At 68.4% G+C, this 14,219-nt stretch carries 8 protein-coding genes; 2 read left to right on the forward strand and 6 right to left on the reverse strand.

Annotated features, from left to right (window positions below; genetic code table 11):
• Window positions 1–466: 466 nt before the first annotated feature.
• From ABZU32_RS04045 to ABZU32_RS04060, 4 genes are all read right to left on the reverse strand, one after another.
• On the reverse strand, window positions 467–1,276 hold the full coding sequence (locus tag ABZU32_RS04045; protein WP_354916811.1) for a ParB/RepB/Spo0J family partition protein: 810 nt from the start codon (window positions 1,274–1,276) through the stop codon (window positions 467–469).
• A 1,827-nt stretch (window positions 1,277–3,103) separates the two neighbouring features.
• Window positions 3,104–4,069 (reverse strand): DUF6454 family protein, encoded by a 966-nt coding sequence (locus ABZU32_RS04050; RefSeq protein ID WP_354916814.1) that lies wholly within the window; start codon window positions 4,067–4,069, stop codon window positions 3,104–3,106.
• A 584-nt stretch (window positions 4,070–4,653) separates the two neighbouring features.
• Window positions 4,654–7,032, reverse strand: coding sequence for a BMP family ABC transporter substrate-binding protein (locus ABZU32_RS04055; protein ID WP_354916816.1), 2,379 nt, complete (start codon window positions 7,030–7,032; stop codon window positions 4,654–4,656).
• On the reverse strand, window positions 7,029–7,271 hold the full coding sequence (locus ABZU32_RS04060; RefSeq protein ID WP_354916819.1) for a hypothetical protein: 243 nt from the start codon (window positions 7,269–7,271) through the stop codon (window positions 7,029–7,031). The genes ABZU32_RS04055 and ABZU32_RS04060 overlap by 4 nt, the downstream gene beginning before the upstream one ends.
• 180 nt (window positions 7,272–7,451) lie before the next feature.
• On the opposite strand from ABZU32_RS04060, the gene dapB reads away from it, so the two are divergent.
• The gene (gene dapB / locus ABZU32_RS04065; RefSeq protein WP_354916822.1) at window positions 7,452–8,255 is read left to right on the forward strand and encodes a 4-hydroxy-tetrahydrodipicolinate reductase; all 804 of its coding nucleotides are present in this window, start codon (window positions 7,452–7,454) and stop codon (window positions 8,253–8,255) included.
• Between the two features lie 20 nt (window positions 8,256–8,275).
• Here dapB and ABZU32_RS04070 read toward each other — a convergent pair whose 3' ends face one another.
• Window positions 8,276–8,662 (reverse strand): hypothetical protein, encoded by a 387-nt coding sequence (locus ABZU32_RS04070; RefSeq protein ID WP_354916825.1) that lies wholly within the window; start codon window positions 8,660–8,662, stop codon window positions 8,276–8,278.
• A gap of 277 nt (window positions 8,663–8,939) precedes the next feature.
• Window positions 8,940–12,806 carry a hypothetical protein gene (locus ABZU32_RS04075; RefSeq protein WP_354916828.1) on the reverse strand — a complete coding sequence of 1,289 codons (3,867 nt, stop codon included), beginning with the start codon at window positions 12,804–12,806 and terminating at the stop codon, window positions 8,940–8,942.
• Between the two features lie 383 nt (window positions 12,807–13,189).
• Here ABZU32_RS04075 and ABZU32_RS04080 point away from each other — a divergent pair, with 383 nt between their 5' ends.
• A complete protein-coding gene (locus ABZU32_RS04080; RefSeq protein WP_354916831.1) occupies window positions 13,190–14,026 on the forward strand; it encodes a methyltransferase domain-containing protein in 837 nt (278 codons plus the stop codon).
• The last annotated feature ends 193 nt before the right edge of the window (window positions 14,027–14,219 follow it).

A 14,219-nucleotide genomic window follows, 5' to 3' on the forward strand; every position in this document is an offset into this window, starting at 1 on the left:
TCATGCCGGCCCTTAGGGTACCTCGACATGATCATGTCCGTAGATTCGGCGCTGCTCGCCTCGTGCAGTATGCAGATGTCGGGCCGATCGACCTGCATCATGCAGTCTCCGTCGCCTCTTCCCCGAGAGGGCATGGGGCGAAACAATGACGCATGGCAAAGATCACGGAGTTCTTCAAGTCGACATCTCCATCTCGCCCTCACCCCACAGAGGTCGAGTGTGGTTACCAGGTCATTCAGTCCCCCGAAGGCCCACTACTGCAGATCAGCACCTACGGATCGGATGCTCGCGTGTCTGAGAAGAAGGTGAGTCAGACCTTGCAGATGGACCGGAAGACCGCAGCCGAACTCGTCGCCATTATCCGGAGCTCCTTCCCGGGCCTGTAGCTGCCAAGCAGCATTCGCCGGTACAGCCGTCGCATCATCCTCTTTTCGCTGCGTACGGCTGTGCCGGCAATTTGCTCAAACTATTCGATGCGATTAGCTGCGGTACGCCCTTTGTTCCAACTCTCTACAACCATTTGGTAGCACTGACTCTCTCGCGACCCTGTGCCACTGTTGTTGTACCCACCGTTCGAGGCTCGCGTCAAAGCTTCAGACCGCCAGCGTGCCGCCAGCCCTCGCTTGAGGAGCTTATTCGCAAGCTCATCGTCGTCAATCTTGTCCCCATGCCGACCGAGAAACATGGCCACTCCGCCAAGAATAACTCCGTCCCAGGACTCCTTGTTTCTACCCCAAGCCGCCTGGACCACCTTCAAAGTCCGGTCCAGGGTGTCCGGCCCATACTGCCGTGTCACACGCAGTACGGCCGATACGGCACCCACGCTGTTCGTCGAACTAGAGCCCAGTCCCAGGCCGTGGCTCTTCAGCACTCTGTCGACGCTTACACAGAGCATGTCTCCGGCCGTGAGTCCTACCTTGTACTCATCTAGAGTGCTGACCTTCGCTGACTCTCGGTTTTTGATCAGGAAGAGCGTCGCTTCCTCCTGCTGATTGAGACCGTAATGGATCTCCGCCTTGATGGTCCGCAGGCCCTTGAGCCTGCAGGCCTCGGTGCGGTGCATACCGTCCACTACGTAACGGTTGCCGTCACCACGCTCAGAGACCACAATCGACCCGAGGGCGTCTACAATCAGCCCGTCGGCGATGCTCTTCGCTCGCTTCTCATTGAGGCCACGCTGCGCATCCTCATCGATCTTCAGCGAGTCAATCTCTACCTCGACACCGTACTCGACGAGGTGATCTGGAAGCACATACTGGAATCGGGATTTAGCCATAGATCGAGATCTCCGTTTTTCCATGGGATGCTAGAGCCGTGGTTATGAGAGGGAAAGGCGCGTCTATCAGTTAAGGCAGCCGTCTAGCAAGCTCAATCGCGGCCTTTTCGCTCCACGTTGACACAGTTCTATAAACCGTACCGTTCTGCTCTTCGTAAAAGAAGAGGGTCTTCTGCCGATCCCGACGATCAGTTATCCGACGCCGCGCGCTTGACTCGGCCTTGGAGCCCACCCACACCCCCAAGACAGAAAGGAGGGGCACCGCCAGCCAGGCGAGAGGGTTACTCTTCAGCTCAGTGGCGAGGTTAACGGCGATATCTACGAGGGCTCCAGTGAGACCTCCGCAGATCCGCCAGAGCTTCGACCCCATATCCCATGCCCTCCAGGATGCCGCGTAGCTGCCAAGGCCTCTATGCCTTGCTGGCAACGCTGCGGGCCTGCGCTGGACTCTAGAGGATCATCCCATCCAGCACAAGCGGAACGAATGGATCCCATCCATACAAGTGCAGGAGATCGGGCATATCATCACATTTTCCCATGTCAGAGCCACCCGCATAGGCCTCGCGATCGATGCAACTTGGCGAGGAGTCGACGGTGGTCTTCTGCAATAGACCTAGTTGTGAACGGTGTAGACAACCGCGAACCGTCTCACGCAGACCTATGACTTGCGACGCATGGCGGACACCCGCGACAAGATATTCTCCCTATCGACGCAGGTAGGTTCGTTATACGCCCGACGCCTACCCCCCCGGGACGGAGTGAGTGAGGCCGCCCGCGAGCTACTGCGGAGTTGCCTAGCTGTGCACCTTGACCAGGCTGTCGCGACCATAGTTTGAGTAGCTTCATTTGATAACAAACAGATCACGATGCGTCTGTGGCAGACCATAAGGATCGGGCAGTCCGCCACCCGGACTCTGATCGACCGTGGTCACTTGGGGAAGAACACCACACATCTAGGCCAACGCGAACATCAGCGGCAAGCTTGGGGCGTCTCATGGACGAAGGTACATCGCCCTTCGGGACCACCTTAGGAATGAAGTAACTAAGTAAGTAGACCGGTGCCGAGATTGATGGGCGTGAGGATGTGTCAGGCTGCGATAGGCAGTGAGGCAGGTCCGCCTACAGTGGCGGCTGTCCAAGAATTTCTTGAATGAAATCGATCCTGCCCATCTGGCCAGACCCAAGAGCAGGGCGGCGTAGCAGCCTTGACGCGGAGGCGATGGCCAAGGGCTCGCGGCTGGTTATGAACGATCCTCCCCACGTCAGCTATGTGTAAATGATCGAACTGGCCGGGTGGGCGCAGCTCGTCGCGGCCGGGATCATCGGGAACGCCGTACGGGCCTGCGGGCGCTGCGTGTTGGTGGTCGTGGGGGTCAAGGTGGACACTCTCGGGCGTCTGGGGCAAGGCCCACGACCCCGCACCCGGCTAAGCTGCCGGTGCGGGTGGGCGTCGGGCTGGACAGGGACCGGTTCAAGTCAGGGTGGGGCCTGTGGCTGCTGGTAGCCCTGACAGCTGGATGGGATGTCATGCTCACGCCCATCGGGAAGCGGGTTCGCTGCCTGACTCCCGCCGAGGAGCCTAAGTGGTGGCTGGCGGCTTGACTAAGAGTCGGGGTCCTCAGTGGCTGGCTGGACCGCTACCTTGGCCAGTCCGGTGCACGATGTCGAGAGGTGCGGCATCCGCTCCATGGGAGAAGAACCAAAGGAACCGTCCGCCTGTTGTGCCTGCAAGCGAGCGGAGCACTTGGGAGGCCGGACGGCTGGGTCGGACTGCGGGTCTCGGTGGTACCGCCGATCCGGTAGTGGCCGTTGGGTCGCCGGGTTCTCTTAGGAGAGGGCCGGGGTGGTGTAGGTGAGGAGGGTGGATTGGCTGTCGTCGGGGACGGCGGTGAGGGTGAGGGTGTTGCCGGTGGCTTCTAGCCAGGTGGGGTTGCGGGTGATGGAGTTGCCGGCGGCGCTGAGGGCGGTGATCGGGATGGTGTTGATCGCGGTCAGTGAGTCGAGGTCGAGCAGGGAGATGCCGCCGAGCTGGAAGGACTGGCCGCCGACGTTCAGGCTTGCGACGCCGGTGCAGGCGGCCTTGCCTTCGGCGAGGTAGTCGCAGTCCTGGTAGTCGGTGAACTGCTCGGGGTTCTTCACGGTTCCCTTGAGCCTGCCCTGCATGTTCCAGGTGTAGAAGGTGCGCGAGCCCCAGCTGATGCCGACCAGGCGGTCGTTCTTGAGGTCGTGGACGACGCCGCCGATGTGGTCGTCGACGCGCAGCACCTCGGTGGCGCGGAACTTCGCCAGGTCCACCCTGTAGACGATCGCCTTGCTGTTCGGGCGGTACTCGGCCACCGGGATCCACAGGTAGCGGCCGTCGTAGTCGATGCCGCCCGGGTGGTAGGCGTTGCCGTCCTTGAACTTCAGGTCGCGGAGCAGGTTGCCGGCCTGGTCGAACTCGAAGAGGTGACCGAGGCCCTCGCCCGGGGTGCGGTCGTAGCCGTCGCAGGCCGGGTTGCACGGGGTCGTCGGCTTGATGATCTCGACGGAGGACATGTAGTAGCGGTCGCCGACCCGAAGCATGCCCTGCGGGTGGTAGGTCTCGAAGTTGAGCTTTAGCGGGGTCGTGCTCTGCGTCCAGGAGGTGCCGCGGGCGACCTTGGTGAGGAGCTGCGCGGTGGCGCTGTCACGCGAGGGACGTCCGTTCTCCTGCCGGTCGTCGGCCGCGGACGCGATGGCCGAGGTGCCGGCGATGACGGTGGCCGCGAGGGACAGCGACAGCAGCAGCCGTCGCGTGATACCCAGACGCATGGTTCCCCTTCCGGGAGTTGAGGGTAGAGCAGCAGGCATTGACGCCCAGGGGTGTGTGCGGACGCCGCCGGCAAGTACAACAGACGCGAATGAATGCCCAACCAAGCAGGAATGAACATGTTTGCCACTTGGCTGGATAAAAGGGATATAGGCGACTAAAACGGCGTCAGAGCCCGCCGTCGAGGTTTGTAGCGAGCGGGGACGGCGTCAGAGTGCATTGCCGGGGCTTGTACGTGCGGGAATGGCGTCAGAGGGCATCGTCGGGCTGTCGTGCGCGGGACCGCGGCGTCCCGCGCGCCGGCGCTGTAGGCGCGGGGCCGACGACCGCGATCTGCCTTATCTCGCCTCGCTCGGCCTCGTGGACAACCGCCACGAAGCTCCGAGATGCCTCGGTCGCCGTCATCACCTTCATGAATCGGATTGTCCGACAGAGGCTCTGCCGGCATGACCCAGTGGCGCGGTCGGCGCAAGCCGCCGTCGTCGGCGATCGGTGCTGCTGATGTGGCTGCGTCCGCATAGGTCGCTTCCGCACGCCAGGCTGGACGTGCCGTCGGGGGTGCGGTCGCAGGGGTCGATGTGTTCGGTCACTGCTTCGGGACGTCTATCTGGCCGTTGGCGATTTTCTGTTCCACCTCGTCCAGGCGGGCCGTGATGTCGTCGATGTGGTGGCCGGTCGTGGTGTAGGCGAAGCCGTGGGACTTGATGCCGTAGACGTTGCGGCCGGGTGTCGTGGAGCCGGTAAAGAAGTCCTTGAGGTAGTCGAAGACGACCATGTCGACGCGCTTGATGATCGAGGTGAGGACGACATTGCGCATCGCGTCGTCCGCGGCGTGGGCCTCGTCACCCTCGGCGCCGATGACATGCCCGCCGGCCGCCTCGGCGGCTCGCATGACACCGAGGTTGGAGTCTCCCGCCGCCTGGTAAAGCACATCGGCCTGCGCGCGGAACAGGCCGGCCGCGACGGTCTGGCCTTGGTCGGGATCGTTGAAGCCGCCGAAGTCCGGGTAGCGGGTCACGTACTTCACGTCGACCTTGATGTCCGGCTTGACCGACCGGGCGCCCGCGACGAAGCCTGCGGCGGCCCGTTCGATCGGTCCCTCGTCATTGACCGCTCCGACGAAGCCCAGGTGCCCGTTCTTCGACTTCAGGGCTGCCGCCACGCCGGCGAGGAAGCCGCCTTCCTGCTCGGCGAAGACCAGGTTGGAGATGTTGCCTCCCTTCGCCTCCTCGCTGTCGACGATCGCGAACGTGGTGTCGGGGAACTCGGTCGCGACGGCTTTGACCACCTCGGAGTAGGCGTAGCCGATGGCGATGATCGGGTTGTGTCCACTCTTGGCGAGTACTCTCAGTCGCTGTGCCTTCTGCTCCTCCGTCTCACCCGCCTTCGCCGCCAGTTCTTTGACCTCGCGTGCGCCGAGTTCCCGCTTGGCGCGTTCGATGCCCTGGACGGCCGAGTCGTTGAACCACATGTCACCCCGGCCGCCGATGTCCAGGGCGATGCCGACCTTGTCCAGCTTGCCGGCGACGGCGGCGATGGCGGAGGAGGAGGCGGTGGCTCGGCGGGAGGCGGAGGGAGTGGAGGGAGTGGAGGGACCGGCGGAGTCGACGGGGTGGCCGCCGGGCGATTTCCACAGCCAGATGCCGGCCATGACCGCAAGAGCGAGCAGCACACCCAGCCAGGGGACCATCGCGCGCGGCCTGACGCGGCGGTGTCGTCCGGTCTGGGGCGGACCGGCTGTGGTCCCCGCCGTCGCCACCTTCACCTGTGACGAAGGCGGCGAGACCGGTGATGCGGTGGCGGTGGTGGAGGGCAAGACGCGCTGCAGCGAGGCCGCGTCGTGGCCGACCAACTGCAGCATGATCTCGGCGGCCGTGGGTCTGTCCTGCGGGGTCTTGGCCAGGCATCGTCCGAGCAGTGGACGCAGCGACTCCGGAACCCCACTGAGGTCGGGTTCGGCGGTGAGGACGGCGTGCAGGACGGACGGCACGCTCGCGCCGCCGAAGGCACGGCGGCCGGTGGCCGCGAAGACCATGGTCACCGCCCAGGCGAAGACGTCGGCCGGGGGGCCGGCCTGCTCGCCGGCGATCTGTTCGGGCGCCATGTACATCGGGGTGCCGGTGACCCCGCTGCCGGTGACCCCGCTGCCGGTGACCGTCAAGGAATCCAAGGCGCGGGCGATGCCGAAGTCGATCACACGCGGCCCGTCGGGGCCGAGCAGCACGTTGCTCGGTTTGAAGTCGCGGTGCACGACGCCCGCCTGATGGATCGCCGCCAGCGCGCCGGCCGTGCCCAGCGCCAGCCGTACCAGCTCGTCACCGCCGAGCGGCCCGCGTTCCCGGACCCGCTGCTCCAGCGAGGCGCCCTCGACGTACTCGCTGACGATATAGGGCAGATGATCGGCCGTTCCGACCTCGATGACCCGTGCCGTGGAGAAGGTCGCCACCCGCTGCGCCGTGGCCACCTCGCGCAGGAACCGGCGCTCCGCGTCCGGGTCCATCATCAGGTGGGGGTGCAGGACCTTGATCGCGACCCGGTCCCCCGCGGACGACTCGGCCAGGTACACCGTTCCCTGCCCGCCCTGACCGATGCGGCCGAGCACCCGGTAGTCGCCGAACTGGCCCGGCTCACCGGTGCGTAACGGGGACAGGTCGGACATCCACCCCTCCAGCGTGTCGGTCCGACAATAGGGGATCGCGTGATCCCCTCGTGAGAAGACGCCGAGACCACCGAGACCACCGAGACCGACGCGCTGCGGCAGTTCGGCGACGCGCTGGCCGCGCATGTTGGCGAGCCCGTCCCGTTCCGCTTCGCCGATTGGGACCAAGCCATGGCCCGGCTCCTGCGCATCGCCACCGCCGGCCCCACCGTCGCGGTCATCGACGAGTTCCCGTTCCTCGCCAAGGCGTCCCCCTCGACCGTGGCCGGCGGCACCGTCCCCGACCCGGCCGACCGGACCGCTCACGAGATCGATGTCGCGGCCTTCGGCCAGGACGGCACCGGCGCGAGCAACTCCTTGCCATCGGCGAATGCAAATGGAACGACGTCATGGGCTTGGGGCACCTGCGTCGGCTCGACCAGGTCCGCGACCTGCTCCGTGCCCGCGAGGGCGTCAACGCCGAGCGCACCCGACTGCTCTTGTTCAGCGGCACCGGCTTCAGTGACGACCTCCGCGCCGTGGCCCGGCAGGACCCCATCGTCCAACCTATCGACATGACCCGGCTTCATACCGGGGTATGAGGCCCACAGGCCGATCAACGATGGGCGGACGCCTTTCCGCTGAAGCGCCGGCTTCCCTGTGGGAGGGGACGTCCGGGTGCCGCTACCGTTGATCTCCTCGTGCCGGGTGTCGGTATTCGAGGCGGAGCGACCGGAGGAACGTCCATGCTTTCCGTCTGTGTGGCAGGTGCGACCGGGTGGACCGGACGGCCGGTGGCCGAGGCCGTCCTGGCCTCCGACGATCTGCGGTTGCGTTCGGCGGTCAGCCGGTCGGCCGCCGGGAAGGACCTGGGCGAGGTCTGGGACGGCGCGCCGAACGGCGTCCCGGTGTCCGGCCGGGTCGAGGAGGCGCTGGACGGCGTGGACGTGCTCGTCGACTACACCTCCCACGACGCGGTGCTCGGCAACGTGCTGGCGGCGATCGGCCGTGGGGTGTCGGTGGTCATCGGGACCTCCGGTCTGAGCGCGGACGACTTCGCTGGCATCGACGCCGCGGCCCGGGAGGCGGGGGTGGGCGTCGCCGCGGCCGGGAACTTCTCCCTGACCGCCGCGATGGCCCAGGCCGCCGCCCTGCTCGCCGCCCGCTACCTGCCCAACCGCGAGATCATCGACTACGCCAAGGCCGGTAAGCCGGACGCGCCGAGCGGGACGGCCCGCGAGCTGGCCGAGCGGCTCGCCGAGGTGAACACGCCTACCTTGCAGGTCCCTGTCGGCGAGACCAGCGGGTACGCCGAGGCGCGCGGCGCCACGGTGGCGGGCACCCAGGTGCACTCGGTGCGGCTGCCGAGCTTCGTCGTCTCGACCGAGGTCGTCTTCGCGCTGCCGGACGAGCGCCTGGTCATCCGCCATGACGCCGGGTCCACCCCGACGCCGTACGTCGCGGGCACACTGCTCGCCGTCCGAGCGGTGACCGGCCACACCGGCCTGGTACGCGGCCTGGACACTCTGCTGCTCATGGGCGACCGATGAGTCTGCTCAATCCCACACTGTCAGAACGTGTTGTACTGGGTGTTGTCCTCGCCGACCTGAACGCCCTTCGAGTCCTTGATCGTCACGTTGTACTTGCCGGGACTCGCGCCCGATCGGTCCAGGAGCTCCATCAGGGCCTTGGCCGCGGCGAGAAGTTCGGTGTCGTCGGCCGCACCTGCCGCGGCCAGTTTCTTGGCGAGCGGCGCCTCGTAGGTGGCCGGGTCGTTCTGGTGCTCGGACAGGATCACCTCGGCACTGGCGTTTCCCTTGAACCGGCGCCTCGTCAGATCGAGCAGCTTGACGAAGGCGGCGTTCGCGTTCTCTTTGACGGTGCCGGCCAGTCCCTCGATCACCCCGGAACTCGCTCCGGCCGCGAGTGCCGTCACGATCAACGCAACCGGTTCCATCGATTCCCCCTCGGCTCACGCATCGCGCCCACTGGTTCGGGCGATGCCGCTGGTCAGGTTGGCCAGGCTGGTGTAGCCGGACCGCCGGGTCCAACCGGTCGCCCTGCCGGACCCGGAAACCAGGTCGCATGACCGCCCCGCATACCGCATACCGCATACCGCATACCCGGTCATACGCCCACGGTCGGCCGACGTTACGGCCGCGCTGCGAGAGTTACTTCTGGCTGACCGGAGCACCACGGCGGCCGATCAGGGAGGCCTGGCTTCACCGGATGGGTCAGCAGACCGCGGGCAGGGGTTCATCGGGGGCATACTTGGACCATTCTTGGCTGGTGGGGGCGCCCGTGGTGGTGCAGAGCGCCTCGTAGGGGTGGGTGAGCGGCCAGACACGCCAGCGCCGTATCGCCCCGTCGTTGCCCGCGGTGGCCACTTCCGCGCCGTCCGGACTGAAGGCGACGGTCCGCAGGTTGGCCGTCAGGTCGGCGGCCCGGAAGGGCTCGCTGACCAACCGGCCGGTCGCCGGGTCCCAGAGCCGCAGGGTCCCGTCGGAGCCCGCGCCGGCGAGCAGGCTGCCGTCCGGGCTGAACGCGAGCTTGAAGATGCCGACCGAGCGCGGCAGCGGCCGCGGCCGCGCGACGCGGTGGCCGGTGAGCGGGTTCCATAGCTGCACGGTGCCCGCTCCGTCGGCCGTGGCCACCAGTTTGCCATCCGGGCTGAACACGATCGAGGAGATGGTCACCGTCGTGTCGCTGCTCACCGGGACGGGCACGCCGGCGGGCCGGCCGGTGATGGGATTCCACATGCGCAGCACGTTGCCGAGACCGCCGGCGAGGAGGGTCCCGTCCGGGCTGAACGCGAGCCCGGACGGATCTGGGTCCTTATCGCCCCCGGTCGTGATGACGCGGCGGCGGCCGGACCGGTCCCACAGGGTGATCATCGGGGCGTCGCCCGCGGCGGCCAGCAGGTCGCCGTCCGGGCTGAAGGCCACCTCCTTGAGCAGGCTGGTAGTGCCGGCCGGCTGTAGCCACGGTCCGGCGGGACGCCCGGTGACGGGGTTCCACACCCGGACCAGCGCCCGGTAGCCGAGCTTCAAGGTGTAACCGGCGGTGGCGAGCCGGGTGCCGTCCGGGCTGAACGCCAGCGAGCCGCCGCTGAACGACGTGTCGCCGACCTGGAGTGACCCCCCTTCCTGCCGGCCGGTGGCAGGATTCCACAACCGGACCAGGCCGTCGCTGCTGAGGGCGGCGAGCAGGTCGCCTTGCCCGCGGAACGCCAGGTCGTAGATGACCAGGGCGGCGTTCCCCGTCGCGGCGCGCAGCGGCTGGCCGACGAAGCGGCGGGCGGCCAGGTCCCACAGCCGGACCGTGCCGTCGCCGGCGGCGCCGGCCAGTATGCGGCCCCGCGGGCTGAACGCCAGGCCGTTGACGTACGAGGAAACGGTGGAGTTGACCGCGAGGGTTTCGCCGGTCTGCCGGCCGGTGGCGGGATTCCACAGCCGGATCAGGTCATCATTGCCGTCGGCGACCGCCAGCAGCCGGCCGTCCGGGCTGAACGCCATCCCCTCGGCGAAGGTGGCCGGGGCACCGGACGGGAACTGCCTGACGACCCGGCCCGTCGCCGGGTCCCACAGCCGCACCAGGCCGGACTCGGCGTAGGTGGCCATCAGTTTGCCGTCCGGGCTGAACGCCACCGTGTTGACGCCGATGTCCTGACCGGTGGGCTGGGCCCGGAGGGGCGCGCCGAGGAGTCTGCCCGTGGTCATGCTCCACAGCCGCACCCGGCCTTCGTCGCGGCCGGTGCCGGCCGCCAGCACCGTGCCGTCCGGGCTGAACGCGAGGGCGGACACAGCGCGGTAGGGGCCGACGAACTGCCGCGCCGGCGGGCCGGCCGGGTGGCCGGCCGTCATGTCCCACAGGCGGACCGTCCCGTCGTTGCAACCGGCGGCCAGCAGCTTGCCGTCCGGGCTGAACGCCACCACATCCGGTGCGATATAGGCGTTCCGGTCGTCAGGCCGGAGCGGGACCCCGACGGGCTGGCCGTCGGCCGCATTCCAGATCCACAGCCTGCGGTCGTGACCGGCGGCGGCGAGCAGCCTGCCGTCGGGGCTGAAGGCGAGTCCCAGCGAGTCGGGGTAGCCGTCCGGCCGCGAGGTGGTGGGCAACGGCGGGCCGACCGGACGGGACGTCGCCACATCCCATATCCGCACGGTGCCATCATTGTCGCTGCTCGCCAGCAGCTTCCCGTCCGGGCTGAACGCCACCTGGGACACCTGGCGCGTGGAGGCGGGCAGCATTCCCCACTGCTGCTGCTCGGCCAGCAGCGTCACCATGGCGGAGCCGGCCTCGCTCGTCGGGTACGCGTGCCAGGCCGCCGCCGCCAGCCGTCGTGCGATGACCGCGTCGGTGGGGTCGAGGGACACCGCCTTGGTGGCGAGCAGGCGGGACAGCGCGATGGCGTGCTGGTGGTTGGCGATGGCCACCTGCCGGTTGGCGTTCGCCGCGTTGACCAGCGCGACGCCGCCCCCTGCCACGGCGGCGAGGGCGAGCGCGAGCAGGCCGGCCAGGACCGCGCGGCGGCGGCGGGCCTGGGCGAGGCGAGAGCGGTCACTGGCCCGCAGGAAGTCCCGCTCGGCCTGGCTGAGCGGCGGGTTACGCCCGGGATCGGCGTCGATCCTGCCGACCGTCTCGGTGGCGGCTTCGAGCAGGGTGCCGCCGTACAGGTAGGAGGGATCCTGGGAGTGAAGGTCCCATTCGGCCGCCGCGTTCCGCAGGCGGGTCCGGACGACGCGGTCGGCATGGGTATCCGCCAGCCAGCTGTCGCGCAGCAGCGGCCAGGCGGTGAGCAGCACCTCGTGGCTTATCTCCACGCTGTCGGCGGCCAGGGTGAGCAGCCGTTCGGCGGCGAACGCTTCCAGGACCGCCGCCACGTCGCGCGCCTGCGCGGCGCTGAGGCTACCGGTCAGCTCGGCTCGCGTGGCCCGCTGCGCGGTGTCCACGTTGTCCCCGCCGACGGCGGTCAGCCGGATGAACACCTGCCGGGCCGCCGCCTGCCGGCCGGCCGTCAACTGGTCATAGGCGCGTTGCGCGCTGTCGGCGACGGCCCGTTCGATGCCGCCGGTCCGCTCGTAGTCAGCCGGCGTCAGGTTCGGGCCTGAGCGGGACCGCCATGCCTTGTCGAGCGCGTGTGACAGCAGGGGGAGCACCCCCGGCCCGGAGCCGCCGTGCTGCCGGGCCCGGATTTCGGCCAGCAGCACGTCGGCCAGGTCGGGCGCAACCTCGGCGCCGGCCTGCCGGGCGGGCTCGGTGATGGCCAGCCGCAGCTGCCGCGCGGTCATGGCGGTCACCAGGTAGCGGTTCTGGACCGCGTCGGCCAGCGCCGGGTAGTTCGCGCAGCGGGCCTCGAAGTCGGCGCGCACGCCGAGCAGGACCAGCGCGGCGGGCTGCTGTTCCGCTCCGTGTTTCAGCGTCGCCGCCGCGTGGAGGGCCGCGATGAACGCCGCGCGCTCCGCCTCATCCGGGCACTGCGTGAAAACCTGCTCGAACTGATCCACCACTATCAGCAGCCGCGGACTGGACGGCCTGCGCTGCCCCGCCGCCGAGTACGGCGGCCCGGCGGACGGCGGTGCCGCCGTCAGGGCGGCCTGCCGCACGGCGAGCGCGAAGGCCGCCGTGTCCGACTGTGCCGCCTGCCGCAGCACGCCCGCACCGGCGCCGCCGAGTACGGCGATGCGCAGCGCCAGCTCATCGAGCGGGGACGGGGTGGGGGTGAGCACCAGGCACGGCCAGGTGGCCGCTTCGGGTGCACCCGCCAGCCCGGTCCCCCTGATCCGGGGAATGACCCCGGCGCGCAGCAGTGAGGACTTGCCCGCGCCCGAGACCCCGGAGACGACGAGAAGGCCGGCTCCCGTCAACTGGCGCGCCATCCGGTCAAGTATCTCGCCCGCGGCCGCTTCCCGCCCGAAAAAGAATGGGGCGTCCTGTTCCTCGAACGCATTCAGCCCCCGGTAGGGGGAATCGATCTCTCCCGCTACGCTCACCAGCGGCGGCGGCGCCAATCCGTCCACCCAGGTCAGCCTGTTATAGGTGTAGTTGATCTGGGTGTTCCGCTCACCGACCTGGACGCCCTGCGATTCCCTGACCTCCACCGAGTAACCGGACTCAGGGACGGCGGAATCCTGACCAGGAACTTCGGGATCCGGCGAGTCAGCGTTCATCCGCGCCCGGCACGAACACGATCAGCGCCATCTGGTGAGCCTTCCCACGCCAGGTAAAACGTGCGACCAATGTAGCAATTCGCCAAGGGCCGATAAATGATAATTAGTGACGCGCCGTCTCGCCGTGCCTCGGGTCACGGGCGGCTCGGTAGAGCACAGAACACGGCGCTTGCGGCTGATGGCGGTGGCGGTGTCGTTGTGTGAGATATGCCTCTGCCGTCGTTGTGGCGTGGCGGCGCGGGGAGGTCGACCATGTGGTGATGACCTCCTCGCCTCGCCCGCCGGACGTCGGTGGCCGACCGGATCCGACCGGCGTGACCACCGTGCCCGGTGGAGAGCCCGCCCGCGGGTACCTGTTGGACAACGCGCGCGCCGAGGCAGGCGAGCGATTCGTCTGGCTGGCCGAGCTGTTCGACGGTGTGACGCGCGCGCACTTCGACCGGCTCGGGGTCAGGGCCGGCTCGCGCTGCTGGGAGGTGGGGGCGGGTGGCCGCAGCATCCCCGAGGCGCTCGCGGCGGCCGTCGGCCCGACCGGGTACGTGCTGGCCACCGACATCGACCCGTCCTGGCTGAAGGCAGGCGACGGGTACGAGGTGCGCCGGCACGACGTCGTCGCTGATCCGCCCCCGGAACCGGGGACGTTCGATCTGGTGCACGCCCGCCTCGTGCTGGTCCACCTACCCGACCGGGCCCGGGCGCTGGCCACGATGGCGGCGGCGCTACGGCCCGGCGGTTGGCTGTTGGTCGAGGACGCCGATACAGCTCTGCAGCCATTGGCATGCCTGGACGACAGCGGCCCCGCGCAGCGGCGGGCCAACCGGCTGCGCGACGCGGTCCGGGAGCTGCTGGCGCGCCGCGGCGCCGACCTGCGCTACGGCCGGACGCTGCCCAGGGCATTGCGTGAGGCGGGCTTGGTGGACGTCGCCGCGGCGGGCTCGTTCCCGGTCGGCGGGCCGGCCTGCGACCGGTTGGAGGCGGCGACCATACGGCACGTGCGCGGCGAGCTGCTCGCGGCCGGGTTGGCCGACGACGCCGAGATCGACGCGCACCTGGCCGCCATCCACGCCGGCGAACTCGACCTGACCCTCGCGCCGCTGATCTCGGCCTGGGGACGCCGTCCGGAAGAGCACGCGCCGACACCTGGTAGATGACCGTGAAAGTGTGGTGTCGCGGGTAGCCGGCGGCTGGTGATCGCCGAGGTGTGCGCTCGTCATGCGACAGTGACACAGGCCGGAAAGGCGGCCGTCATCGGCGATCGGCGCTGCCAGAGGTGGCTGCGTTCGCGTGGATCGCTTCCACACGCCAGGCCGGACATGCCGTCGGGAGGTGTGTCGCGGTCATAGG

The sequence above is a fragment of the Sphaerisporangium sp. NPDC005288 genome (genome assembly GCF_040607475.1).
In the GTDB taxonomy this organism is placed as follows: Bacteria; Actinomycetota; Actinomycetes; order Streptosporangiales; family Streptosporangiaceae; genus Sphaerisporangium; species Sphaerisporangium rhizosphaerae.